Source organism: Synechococcus sp. R55.3 (assembly GCF_047461975.1).
Classification (GTDB): domain Bacteria; phylum Cyanobacteriota; class Cyanobacteriia; order Thermostichales; family Thermostichaceae; genus Thermostichus.
Genome location: NZ_JANSIG010000031.1, coordinates 16,502 through 29,034, shown reverse-complemented (window position 1 = coordinate 29,034; position 12,533 = coordinate 16,502). Strand labels below are relative to the sequence as shown.

The window sequence follows — 12,533 nt, the reverse complement described above, 5'->3', positions numbered from 1 at the left end:
TGTTTGGAAACAAACAGAATGCTATCGCTGCATAGTTGAACAGTAATGTTCAGCAGTGTTCAGCGTAAATGTATCAGAGACGCCGGCAGGAACGGACAAGAGGGGATCCCAGATGCTTCTACTGCGCCCGCAGAATAGAGCCCTGCTGTCGGGATCAGCGCTGCCGCCCAGAGGGGCAGGTGGGACGCAGCGGGCAGCGGCCACATTCGGGCATACGGGCCTTGCAAATGCGCTTGCCCAGCCGGACAAAGTTGACGTGCAGGGAATAGGCTTTGCCTCTGGGGATCTGAGGGGAAAGCTGAGCAAAAGTGTCGTCGGGATGTTTGGCCCGCACCAAGCCCAGGCGGTTGGCCACTCGATGCACATGGGTATCCACCGGGCAGAGATCCCGACCCAGCCCGAACAACAACACACAGGTGGCGGTCTTCAGCCCTACCCCTTTTAACGAGAGCAGAAAGTCGAGGGCGCCGGCGTCGTCCAGGTCGCGCAGAAAGTCGAGGCTCAGGGATCCCTGTCGTTCTTGAATGGCGGCCAAGATCTCCTGAATGCGGGCTGCCTTGAGGTGGGCTAAGCCGCCGGAGCGGATCACCTGGGCCAGATCTGCCGGATCGGCAGCCAAGACCGCTTCCCAAGAGGGAAAGGCGGCTTTGAGGGCGCGGAAGGCACGGCTGCTGTTGGTGTCAGTGGTGTTCTGGGAAAGGATCGTGCCCACCAACTCGTCCAGGAGATCCGGGCGGGGGGAAAGCCCATCGGGAGCCCGCTGGGGGATCCCGAAGCACTGCTCTAGCCGCATCAACAGCGATTCCATCCTGTCGGCGGGCGGGAGTTCCGCCAGCAGGGCAGGGGGCTCCGCTGCTTGAGCGGGCGCAGGCGGGCAGTGGGAAAGACCATCCACTCTCTGCTGGACCACAGCTTAACGGGCAGAACTTTGGCGGATTTCCTGCAACAGGCGGGCAAGAACCTTGCTGGCATTGGGAGGAGCTGCGGCCTGCAAGCGAGCGGCCATTTGGGCAACCACCTGCGGCTGGGCCAACCAGGTCAACACCGTTTGCCGCAGCAAGTCCAGATTCTCTTCGGATTCTCGCATGACCACCCCCCCACCGCGCCCCACGAAGGCCAGAGCATTCTGATACTGATGATCTTCTGCAGCAAAGGGATAGGGGATCAAAATGGCTGGGGTGGCGGTGGTCAGCAACTCCGCCAGGCTCATGGCTCCGGCGCGGCTAATGGCAAAGTTGGCCCGCTGCAACAAGGCAGCTACATCTCGACGGAAAGGAAAGGGCCGGTAGCGGGGATGGCTGGGGATCCTGGCTTCCGGATCTTGAGCTTCGCTGCCGCCGGTCAAATGCACAATCCAGGCCCCCGCCTCCAACCAAGCTGGGGCACAGGTGGCCACCATGCGGTTGAGGCCCCGCGCCCCTTGGCTGCCCCCCATGACCACAATGAGGGGATCCCCGTCGGGAATGGGGAGGTCGGCAGGGAAAGGCTGGGGCGTGTAGAACTCGGCCCGCACCGGCGTACCCACCACTTGGGCAGCCACCCCTGGCAAATGCTCTGCCGTCTCTGCCATGCCCAGCGCCACCACCTGACAAAATCTCCCCAACCAACGGGTCACTTTGCCCGGGATCCGATTGGACTCGTGCAGCAACACCGGTACCCCCAGCGAGCGGGCGGCCAAAATGGCCGGAGCGGCAATGTACCCACCGGTGGTCAGGACAATATCAAACCGTCCCGACATAAGGAGTCGGCGCACTTGTAGGGTCGCACGGGCCAGTTGGGCCAAGGCCTGCAGCCTGTGGAGAGGGGATCCCTGCCAGCCCGACATGACGACCCGGTGCAAGGGATACCGCTCCCGCACCAGCTTCCCTTCCATGCGATCCGGCACCCCCAGCCATTCGATCTGCCAGTCGGGCAACTGCTCGGCAATAGCCAAAGCCGGAAAAATGTGGCCACCAGTGCCACTGGCAGCAACCAGCAGCCGCGGGCGTGAAGCTGGATCCTTGGCGCGTATATCCACCCGTGTGCCGATTAGGGATCCCTGAGACCTTCAGGAGTTGTTGGAGCTGACATAGCGCAAGAGGGTGCCCCGTTGCCCCAGAATAAACCCTTGCTCGGGGCCGAAAAACTCAATGCTGTAGAAGTTGGCGGGGATGTTGCTGAGTTTCTTGGCCTGCTCCCAGGTTTTGCCACCGTCAGGGCTGTGGATCAGGGTAGCGCCACCCCCCACCACCCACAGGTCGTGGTCGTTTTGATAGGCGGCATTGAGGTAGCCAAAGCTGAGGGCCCGCCCCGGACGCAGCGGCGACGACCACTGGCCGGAGGTGAAGTCATCGGTAAAGGCGATCTCCGCCCCTTGGTTCAATTTCCAAGCGCTGCCGTGGGGGCCAAAGCCCATGTTTTGAATGCGGCGGGAGCTTTCCCGCGGGTAGGGCTTCCAGGTGCGACTTTCAGGAGTGTACAGAAAGTAGAAGCTGCCCCGCGACGACACCGCCAGATATTCGCCTTCAGGGCCGCGGGCAATGTTTTTGATGGCCCCAATCGGCTCATCCACCTGGGCATGCCAGGTCTGCCCGCCATCTTCGGTGCGGTAGATAGCCCCCACATTGGTCACCAGCTCAGCCGCCCCCGCTCCCAGCGCCTGGATCAGCAACGGTTCACCCGGCAGTTGGTTGTTAAGGCGAATGGAAGTCCAGTCGGATCCCTCGTTTAGGGTGTGGAGGAGGATCTTCGGCTGCCCGGCCACCCAGCCTTCTGCCCCAGCAAAGCTAATGGAGGCCAGGTAGGCTTCCGGCTCCAGACCCGGCAGCTCCCGCACCTGCCAGTGCAGACCCCCATCGCGGGATTCCAGCAGCGTCGCCTTGTCTCCCACCAACCAGCCATGGGAAGGGGTGGTGCCGGTGAAGGCAATGTCCAGCAGAATGTTCTGGGTGGGCACTTCCACCTGCTGCCAGGGGACCACCCGCATGTTGGGCATCCGCGCCGCCATTAGCAGCACCGAGACAGCAATCAGCAGCACCAGCCTCAGGGGTTTGAACATCTTGACCCTCACTCGACGAAATAGAAACTCATCAAAAATAAAAATCCCAGCGCCAGTCCCAAGAAGATCAGCAGGTTCTTTTGAGCAGGGGTCATCACGTTCACCCCCAGGCCGTAGCGCAAGTTCTCTTGAAAACCGGAAGGCTTGCCCTTGGCGCCCACTGCTTGGAACGAGCGCTTACCGGCTCGGCACACCGGACATTTCCAATCGGCTGGCAATTCCTCAAACGGTACGCCCGCCGGGATCCGATTGAGCTGATCCCCCTTGGCCGGTTCGTAAACATAGCCACAAGAACGACATTCGTAACGCTGCATCCGCAGGGGATCGCTGAGCTGCGCATCGGTTTCATCTTCCGGCAACTCAATGAGCCTCGGTGTCTTGGGAGAACGGGGTTGAACACCGGGATCCGGTTGCGAGCCATTCATGGTCAGGGAGCCATCCGCATCGTCGATCCTATTATGAGAGGAATTGTTACAAAAATCTACTCAGACCCTTTCTTGTTGCTCAGGGGGATCCCGCACCAGCCTGGGATGCCGACCTGAAGAGACTTATCCGGTGGACACAGGGATCCACCTGGGGGATCCTATGTTATGTTTTGGGTATCTTGCCCTCAGTGTTGTGCAAGCGGGTGCCTTTCATGACCACGCCCCCTCGCCGACCGGCCCTCAATCACGTGCTCATCGTCAAGGATCGTCACGGGCCAAAAGCCTACTGGTTGACGGCTGAGCTCTACTCCTTAGGCCGGGATCCGCGCAACAGCATTCGCATTGACTCCCAGTACGCCTCTCGCTACCACGCCATTTTGGTTAAGACAGAATCCCCCTCTTCTCCCGATGGGTTTACCTACCAAATCATCGACGGAGACATTCAGGGCACCCCCAGCACCAACGGCCTTTACGTGCGTGGGCAACGGGTGGAATTTCGGGATCTTGAGGACGGGGACGAGATTCAGTTTGGCAACGATGCCACCGCTACCTACTCGCTGCAAAATAAGGATCTGGATGAAATTCTGGCTACCTTTGAAAACACCCAGATCGTTGGGCTGTAGGAAGCTGCCTTCCCTGTTGGGTCTTGGCCTGTCCCGTCTGCATGCTGGTTGAAGGGTTAACCGGCGCTTGGAGAGGGGATCCCGTCGCCGTATTTTCGGGATCGCTTGCTGGTAAACTGTGTCATACGAAAAAACAAAGCTGGGATCCCTGCTGTTCTTCCACATATTCCTTGGGCTTTCTGCTTGCGGGATCCCTTCCTTCTGTTGTCTCTAAGGGAGGATCCATCTTGCGCCCCATCCTCATTGCCGGCAACTGGAAAATGCACAAGACTCAGGCTGAGGCTCGCGAGTTTATGCGAGAGTTGGGCCTGGCTTTACGGTCATCGCCGTCAGGGTCAGCATCCCAGCGGCAGATCATCCTATGTGTGCCCTTTACAGACCTGGCGGTGGTGGCAGAGCAAAGCCGCGGATCCGACATAGCCGTGGGAGCACAAAACCTACATTGGGAGGATCAGGGGGCCTTTACCGGGGAAATTTCCGGCCCCATGCTGGCGGAATTGGGGGTGCGCTATGTCATCGTCGGCCACAGCGAACGGCGGCAGTACTTCGGCGAGACGGACGAAACCGTCAATCGGCGTCTGGCAGCCGCCCAGCGGCACGGCCTTACCCCCATCCTCTGTGTGGGAGAAAGCCAGCAGCAGCGGGAGCAAGGCTTGACCGAGTCTTGGATTGTGGGGCAATTGGATCGCGCCTTGCAAGGGATCGATCTGGAGAACTTGGTGATTGCCTATGAGCCCATTTGGGCCATCGGCACCGGCCATACTTGCGCAGCCCAAGAGGCCAACCGGGTCATCGGCTTGATCCGGCAACACCTGGGCAATGCCCAACTGCCCATTTTGTATGGCGGCTCGGTGAAGGCCGGCAACATCGATGAGCTGATGGCCCAGCCTGAGATCGACGGCGTGTTGGTGGGAGGGGCCAGCCTAGACCCCCAAGAGTTTGCCCGCATCGTCAACTTTCAGGCCCTAGCTCCCGCCTAGGCCGCTAGCGGGATTGTCCCCACAGCAGGGCTACCGGGAAGGATTTCAAGACAACGCCCACCGGCAAGGTTTCGCCGGCAGGGATCCTTTCCTGGGTTAGCCCGTTCACCCAGTCCAGCCGCTTCCAGCGCGGCAGATGAATTTCGGTATCTGCCCAAACGGATTCTCCCAGAGGATCTTGGGTTTCGTCGATCAACTTTGTTAAAAAACGCGGCACTACCGTGAGCAATACCTGCTTGCCGTGCTGACGGGCAAAAGCCACAACATGGTCAGCATGGGATCCGCTGATTTGCAGAGGAATGTAGCTGCCCTCGAGAAACAATTGGGGCTGTTCCTGGCGGGCCTTGAGCACATGATGAATCAGAAACAGCTTAATGCGTCCGTCGCTGCGGTGCAGGAGCAAATCCGCAATGAGTTGGAGAGGATCCTGTTTAACCCGCCGTTGAATTTCTTCTAGATAGGCGAGGCGACGGGAAAAATCCACAGGCCGACGATTGTCGGGATCCACCATGCTCAAATCCCACAGTTCCGTGCCTTGGTAAATATCCGGGATCCCAGGGCTGGTGAGCTTAATCAGCGTCTGCGAGAGGGAATTAAAAATGCCAAAGTGGGCAACTTTCCGTTGGAAAGGCAAAAAGGACTCCAAAAAGGGGTTAGGGCCTTGAAGGATCCGTTCGATAAAGGCGGTAGTGGCTTCTTCGTACTCGGTATCGGGGCGAAGCCAAGCGGTGTGGACCTTAGCTTCCCGCACTGCTTTGATGGCATAATCTTTGACCCGCTGTACGAACTGGGGTACCTCTTCCGGTTGGAAGGGATAAGAGCCGAGCAATGTCTGGTAGAGCAAATACTCGTCATTGCGATCCGGCAGTTCCGAGCGCTTAGCTTGTTTGCTGCGGACTTTGTAGCCGAGGTTCAGTTCATGCCAAAGGTTGATGTGCTTTTCCCACTCGGCGGGGATTTCAGAAAGCACATTCAGCCGGGCCCGCACATCTTCGCCACGCTTGGTGTCGTGGGTAGCAGAAGCATTCATGGACAGAGGCCACCGAGCTGCCCGCTCTTGATTAAAGCGGTGAAACTCTTGCACCGAAAGGCCAAAGCGACAGGGATCCCCACCAACTTCATTGAGAGATAAAAGGCGGTTGTACACATAAAAAGCAGTATCTTCTACCCCTTTGGCCATAAGAGGGCCAGCCAACTGCTGCAAGCGCATGGCAAAATGGATCTGCTCATTTTTCTCCTGGTCTGATAAATTTTCCAGAGACTCCAGGCAGAGAAAGCGCTGAATAAAATTCAGCTCATTCACCAAAACGGGCAGGTTCTCCTTGGCCTTCTCCACGGCTTGACAAATTACCTGTTGACCTTCTGGACTGAGGATCCCTTCGTGGATATAGACGCGGTAGACCGGAAAGCACACCAAAACTTCTACCAAAGCTCGACGTAAACTGTAGAGGGTAAAGTCATTGGCATAGCGATGGTGGCTGGTGATCTGTTTGAGCAAAAAAGCAAGGTTATCCATATCTCCTGACAGGTTGCGCTCGATGATCAGGCGTTTTTTATCTTCGATAACCTGCTCTGGGGAATGCCGTAGATTTGTGAAATTTTGATAGAGAGAGTCAAAAGCCTCTGCATTTTCTTCTTGACAAAAGATGCCGTTGAGCTTAGCTAAAAAATCATAGCCCGTTGTGCCCTGAACCGGCCAGCTTTGGGGCAGACTTTCATTAGCCTCTAGTATTTTTTCTACTACGATGTAGAGATTTGGGCAGCGTTCCCGCAGGCGATGGAGATACTCTTCGGGATTGAACAACCCATCGATATGATCGATGCGCAAACCATTAAATCGTCCCTGTTCTGCAAGCTTAAAGATAAGCTGATGGGTTTTGCGAAACACTTCGCGATCTTCTACCCGCAGCGAGATCAGCTCGTTAATGGTAAAGAAACGACGATAATTGATCTCCTCAGCACCCACCTTCCAGAAGGAAAGGCGGAAATGTTGCCGCGCCAGAAGACTATCCAGCAGGTCAAAGCTCGACGGATCCCCTGGCTTGCCGTTAAAGATGTCAATGTTCTCGTCAAAAAAGCTCTGGATAGGTTGGCTAGAAGTGTAGAGTTCCCACAACGAATGCTTGGCAAAGCTAATTTGATCAGTGCGCTCTAGGAGATCTTCCTTGCTGGGAATGAATTTCAGGCTGAAGAGGATCCCGAGTAACTTGACGTAGTCGGGATGGCTGCGTCCCAATTTTCGCCGCAGCTTGCTCAGGTTGTAGGTAAAAACATCCGCATAGGTGTCAATATTGAGGGGGAACCTCAAGTTGTAGTAGTTAATACTTAGGCCATCGGCATCATAACGAAGCTGGATTTGACCCGACTCCAAACATTTGTCGTAGAAATCTCCCAAGAAAGGGGCTAAGATTCTGCCTTTGATCCCCAGGTAAGAGTGATTCCAATTCACATCAAAGTAGTCAACAAAATCTGAGTTGGGGCCACTCTCCAGAACATCCATGAGCATCTGGTTCTGGCCATCGTAGGCCATGTGATTGGGCACAATGTCCTGGATCCAGCCTATTCCCTGCTGATTGAGGGCTTCCCACAAGAGCTCAAACTTTTCGCTTCCCCCCAGTTCCTGGTTAATCTGCCTGGGATCCACCACGTCGTAGCCGTGGGTGCTGCCTTTGCGGGCTTGGAAGATGGGAGAGGCATACAAGTCACTGATGCCCAGCAACTTCAGGTAGGGAACAATCTGTCGTGCTGCGTCGAAGTCAAACCCAGCATGAAACTGAATGCGATAGGTGGAAGTCGGGATCCGCATGATGACCTTAGAACAATGACAAAGAAGCCGAGCTTGCCAACGGCATAGGGTCAAGAGAACAGATGTATCTAGGGTAGCGGCTAAGATCAAGGAGTCCTGCAGGGGAGAGGCGAGGTTAGTGAACTTGTCAAGGCCACAGAGGAGCGCTTCACCCCCGGTAAGGGGGCCGGCAAGGATGGCGAGGTGGGCAGGGATCCTGCTCGTGGGTGGGCTGATGGGGAGTTGGCGGAGTGAGGCAACCTGGGCAGAAAGCGAGTTTCGGGTGGGGAGTGAGCTGGTTTTGACCCTGCGCACCCCCGATGCCCCCGCTCGCCTCCGTCTGCTGAAGCAACGGTTGGAAGAGATTTTGCTACAGGCCAGCAGCCCTCAGGTGCAGGTCAGTCTGGATATCCCCAGTCCCAATCCCTCGACGACCGGCAGCGGGGATCCCCCAGCTCAAGCCGCTCGGATTCTTTTGAACCAGCAACTGCTGTTGGAGGTAACTCCAGCCGATGCAGAGGCTCATGCTGCTCCCCAACCGGCAGATCTGGCAAGGATCTGGGCGGATCGCCTGCAAACGGTGTTCAACCAGGAATCCAGTCGGCAGCAACTGTTTTTGGGATTGGGGCTGCCCCCGCACTTGACCTGGCAAGGGCGACTCTATCGCCGCGCTGAGCGTGCTGCCGCCGATACTGGGCGCTTTGTTACCGATGGCACTCGCATTCAAGATCATGTGGTCTATTGGGAGATCCCCTCTGGAGAAAACCCGTTTGATTTTACTGACAAGCCGACCCTGCCGGATCCGCCGCCGGAGCGGCTATTTTTGTTGAATCGCCACCGCCAGTTTGTGCCCTACGAGTTGTAACCGAAGTCCTTTCTCCGTCTGTTGTCTATTGTCTATGTCGTCCATTCAACGAGAACCTCGGATTCTGTTGGGCCTGCGGGCCGACCAATTTCGTCATCCCGTGGATCTGCAAGCCACCCGCTCTCTGCAGCAAGTGCCGGGGCTGGGCCTGCTGATTCAAAATTGGCTTGGCTCAACGGCAGGACAGATATTTTATCTGGACAACATTGCTTCCAGCATCCAAATTAACGAGCATCAGTTGCCGGAAATTCATCAGCTTTTGGTGCAGGCCTGTCGCATCTTGGATCTGGAGGTGCCCCAGCTCTACGTGCGGCAGAACCCCACGCCCAATGCTTACACCTTTGCCATGCAGGGGAAAAAGCCCTTCATTGTCTTGCACAGCTCTCTGCTGGATCTGTTGGAGCCGCCGGAAATTCAGGCCGTGATCGCTCATGAGTTGGGCCACTTGAAGTGCAATCACGGGGTCTACTTGACGATGGCCAACATTCTCATGCTCTCCACCAGCTTGCTCCCCTTCGGGGGGTTGTTTTATCAGGCGTTGCAGGATCAACTGATGCACTGGCTGCGGTGTGCCGAGTTTACCTGTGACCGGGCGGCGCTGTTGGTAGCCCAAGATGCCAAGACGGTGATCTCGGTGTTGATGAAATTGTGTGGGGGATCCCCGCAATTGGCCTCCAAGCTGAACGTGGACGCCTTTTTGGAGCAGGCCCGTACTTACGACGAGCTGGACGGGGATCTGTGGCAGATGGAGCTGAAGCAGATGCAAACGGTGGGGCGCACCCATCCGCTGCCGGTGCTGCGGGCCAGAGAAATCGAGCGTTGGTTCCGCAGCAACACCTATCAGCAGATCCTGGAGCTCCAGGGATTGGGCTCCGCACCGCGGACGTCAACGGCTGCTTCGTAAACTACCCGACTCCAACCGCTAAAGCAGTACAGAGCGGGCTTTTAGTAGCCCTGCAGTTGGCAAGCCAACCACGAGCCTCTGGGGTGGTTTACAGCACCCCCAATCGACCGTTACCAGTGCCTTAAACAACCGTTTCTGGTGTCCGCAGTACAATTATAACCATGGAGGCGGACTTTCCTCTCGACACTGATCCTACCGGTACAGCACGGGGCTCCTGCGATTTCTAGCTGAGTGCTCAAGATGGATCCCTCTCATGTGCCCCTGGGTTTGCCGCTCATCTTGGGGGAGGTGCTTTTCGACTGCTTCCCCACAGAGATTGTGCTGGGCGGAGCAGCTTTGAATGTGGCTTGGAACCTCAAGGGGCTGGGATCCGATCCCCTCTTGCTCAGTCGTGTTGGCCAAGACGAGGCCGCCAGAGAGCTGCTGGGGGCCTTGCGACGGCAGGGGCTGCGCCTGGAGGGTCTGCAGCAGGATTCTGTTCACCCCACCGGCAAGGTTCAAGTAACCCTGGATGAGCAAGGGATCCCCACCTTCGCCATCTTGCCCGACCAAGCCTACGACTACATCCAGTTGGATATCGGGGCTCTGCAAGCTCTCCAGCCCAGCCTGCTCTACCGGGGCAGCTTGGCAGCCCGCCGGGAGGCAGCCCATCGCCACTTTCAAGAGGGGATCCCCGCTTTGGGCTGTCCCGTGTTTCTGGATCTCAACCTGCGGGATCCCTGGTGGCATCCAGACGCCATCCGGGAGATGCTGCGCACCTGTGATTGGCTGAAGCTGAACCAGGCAGAGCTGGAGCAAGTGGCCCAACTGGAAGGGATCCCTCCTGGAGACCTGCTGGAGCAAGGACAGATCCTCCAGGCTCATCTGAACCTGAAAGGTCTATTTCTGACCTTGGGAGCGGCAGGCGCGCTGCTGATCACCCCTACTCAGATCCATCGGGCCGACCCAGTGCCCGCGCCTCAGCTGGTGGATACAGTGGGGGCGGGAGATGCGTTTAGCGCCGTAGCCATCCTGGGACTATTGCGGGGATGGCCGGAGGCAGTTCTGGTGCAACGAGCCGTGCAATTTGCAGCGGCCATCTGTGGGATCCCGGGGGGAGCGCCTGCGGATCCGGAGTTTTACCGGCCCTTCCGGCAGGCATGGGAGATCCAGGAGATCCAGAGGCCAAGGGTTCAATGAAACTGGCGCAGGTGAAACTGGGCGTAGCGCCCCCCTTTGCCCAGCAATTCTCGGTGATTTCCCTGCTCCAGCAATTGCCCCTGCTCCAAGACGAAAATGCGGTGGGCAGTGCGTACCGTCGAGAGGCGGTGGGCAATCACAAAAACGGTGCAGCGTTGCATCAGCCGTTGCAGTGCTTCCTGCACCAACGCTTCCGACTCGTTGTCCAAAGCCGAGGTGGCCTCGTCCAGGATCAAGATCTTGGGGTTGAGCAACACGGCGCGGGCAATGGCCAGCCGTTGCCGTTGTCCACCGGAGAGGGTGACCCCCCGTTCTCCCACGCGGGTGGCGTAGCCATCGGGCAAGCTCTCGATAAAGGTGTCAATGTTGGCCACCTGGGCCGCCTGGCGCACCGCTTCCAGGTCAAAATGCTCTTGTCCGTAGGCGATGTTGCTGGCAATGGTTCCCGAAAACAGGGTGATCTCCTGCGGCACAATGCCGATCTGCCGGCGCAGGCTCTTGAGGGTGACGGTGCGGATGTCGATGCCGTCGATGCGGATGCAGCCCTGCTGGGGATCGTAAAAGCGGGGAATCAGGCTCACCAGGGTGGATTTGCCGGCGCCGGAGGATCCCACCAGGGCCACAATCTCGCCGGGAGACACCTGAAAGCTGATCTGTTTGAGCACCGGCTGATCCGGTTTGTAGGCAAAGGAAACTTGGTCGAACTCCACCCAACCCTGAATGGCAGGCATGGGGCGGGCCCCGGGCAGCTCCCGGATTTGGGAGCGGGTGTTTAGCAGCTCGAAAATCCGCTCCACCGAAGCCTCACCCTGTTTCAGCTCGCTGTAGTTGTTGGTGATGTGAACAATAGGGTCGATCAACATCGCAACACCGGCGATAAAGCCGAGAAACTGGCTGCCGGTCAGGTTGCCCTGGCTGATTTGCCAGCCGCCCACCCAAAACACCCCCAACACGCTCATGGCGTACAGGAAGCCCACCACCGGGTCTTGAATGGCTTTCACCTGTTCGGTCTGAAACCGGGCCAGGCGGTTGCTTTCGGCAATGGCACTGAAGCGGCGAATTTCGTAGTCCTCAGCCGCAAAGGCGCGAGTGAGGCTGATCCCGGCAAATACCTCTGTCAAGAGGGCGGCCAAATCCGACATCTTCTCTTGGTTGAGGCGGGAGCGAAACAAAAGGCGATCCCCAAACCAACTGATCAAGGCTCCCATCAGGGGGGCTATCAGCAAGGTGGTCAAGGTGAGAATGCCGTTGAGATAGAACAGGTAGGCCACCACCGCCAAGATGGTGAGCACGCTGGGGATGAAGCGATGGAAAAACCGCTGCACCACCTCTCCCACCCGATCCAGATCCCCCGTGAGGCGATAGACCAGATCGCCAGTGCGGCTGCCGGAAAAATAGTCCACATCCAGTGCCTGCAGGTGGGCATAAATCTGTTGGCGCAATTCCAAAACCATTTGCAAGGAGGCCCTCGCCATCAGGGTGTCTTGGCCATACTGAAAAGCGCCGCGCACCAAGAAAAACACCACCCCAATCAAGGCCAGCATCCGCAATTGCCCCAGATCCCCGGCACCAATGGAGCGGGCCACCCACTCGATCAAGTAGGCGAGGGCGGGCATGGTTAGCACAAAGCCAAGGGTACAGGTTAGCCCCAGCAACAACATCCACAGATGGGGCCGAATGAAGGGAATGAGACGGCGATAGCTACGACCCGGATGCACAAATCACAAACCAGAAG

General features: G+C 57.6%; 11 protein-coding genes. 5 read left to right on the top strand and 6 right to left on the bottom strand.

Annotated elements, in window-relative coordinates; genetic code table 11:
• Positions 1 to 154: 154 nt before the first annotated feature.
• The 4 genes from NW849_RS06820 to NW849_RS06805 are packed head-to-tail and all read right to left on the bottom strand — an operon-like array spanning position 155 to position 3,462.
• Positions 155 to 895, bottom strand: a complete 741-nt coding sequence (locus tag NW849_RS06820; RefSeq protein ID WP_414356781.1) for an endonuclease III domain-containing protein — start codon at positions 893 to 895, stop codon at positions 155 to 157.
• An 18-nt stretch (positions 896 to 913) separates the two neighbouring features.
• Positions 914 to 2,017 (bottom strand): undecaprenyldiphospho-muramoylpentapeptide beta-N-acetylglucosaminyltransferase, encoded by a 1,104-nt coding sequence (gene murG / locus NW849_RS06815; protein WP_414356779.1) that lies wholly within the window; start codon positions 2,015 to 2,017, stop codon positions 914 to 916.
• A gap of 30 nt (positions 2,018 to 2,047) precedes the next feature.
• Positions 2,048 to 3,037 (bottom strand): photosynthesis system II assembly factor Ycf48, encoded by a 990-nt coding sequence (locus NW849_RS06810; protein WP_414356776.1) that lies wholly within the window; start codon positions 3,035 to 3,037, stop codon positions 2,048 to 2,050.
• Positions 3,038 to 3,045: 8 nt separating this feature from the next.
• Complete coding sequence (locus NW849_RS06805) at positions 3,046 to 3,462, bottom strand: rubredoxin (RefSeq protein WP_255344539.1); 417 nt, start codon at positions 3,460 to 3,462, stop codon at positions 3,046 to 3,048.
• Between the two features lie 212 nt (positions 3,463 to 3,674).
• On the opposite strand from NW849_RS06805, the gene NW849_RS06800 reads away from it, so the two are divergent.
• Positions 3,675 to 4,085: an FHA domain-containing protein gene (locus NW849_RS06800; RefSeq protein ID WP_414342337.1), complete on the top strand. Its 411-nt coding sequence runs from the start codon at positions 3,675 to 3,677 to the stop codon at positions 4,083 to 4,085.
• A gap of 227 nt (positions 4,086 to 4,312) precedes the next feature.
• Positions 4,313 to 5,065, top strand: a complete 753-nt coding sequence (tpiA, locus tag NW849_RS06795) for a triose-phosphate isomerase (protein ID WP_414356773.1) — start codon at positions 4,313 to 4,315, stop codon at positions 5,063 to 5,065.
• A gap of 4 nt (positions 5,066 to 5,069) precedes the next feature.
• Here the strand turns inward: tpiA and treY are convergent, their stop codons facing one another.
• Entirely contained in the window at positions 5,070 to 7,871 is a 2,802-nt protein-coding gene (gene treY / locus NW849_RS06790; protein WP_414356770.1) for a malto-oligosyltrehalose synthase, read from the bottom strand.
• Positions 7,872 to 8,046: 175 nt separating this feature from the next.
• Here treY and NW849_RS06785 point away from each other — a divergent pair, with 175 nt between their 5' ends.
• From NW849_RS06785 to NW849_RS06775, 3 genes are all read left to right on the top strand, one after another.
• Complete coding sequence (locus NW849_RS06785; RefSeq protein ID WP_414332314.1) at positions 8,047 to 8,715, top strand: hypothetical protein; 669 nt, start codon at positions 8,047 to 8,049, stop codon at positions 8,713 to 8,715.
• A gap of 34 nt (positions 8,716 to 8,749) precedes the next feature.
• On the top strand, positions 8,750 to 9,619 hold the full coding sequence (locus tag NW849_RS06780; RefSeq protein ID WP_011433741.1) for a M48 family metallopeptidase: 870 nt from the start codon (positions 8,750 to 8,752) through the stop codon (positions 9,617 to 9,619).
• 240 nt (positions 9,620 to 9,859) lie between these two features.
• Complete coding sequence (locus NW849_RS06775) at positions 9,860 to 10,798, top strand: carbohydrate kinase family protein (RefSeq protein WP_414356768.1); 939 nt, start codon at positions 9,860 to 9,862, stop codon at positions 10,796 to 10,798.
• On the opposite strand, the gene NW849_RS06770 is transcribed toward NW849_RS06775, so the two are convergent.
• On the bottom strand, positions 10,792 to 12,516 hold the full coding sequence (locus NW849_RS06770) for an ABC transporter ATP-binding protein (protein WP_414356766.1): 1,725 nt from the start codon (positions 12,514 to 12,516) through the stop codon (positions 10,792 to 10,794). The genes NW849_RS06775 and NW849_RS06770 overlap by 7 nt on opposite strands.
• Positions 12,517 to 12,533 lie beyond the last annotated feature (17 nt).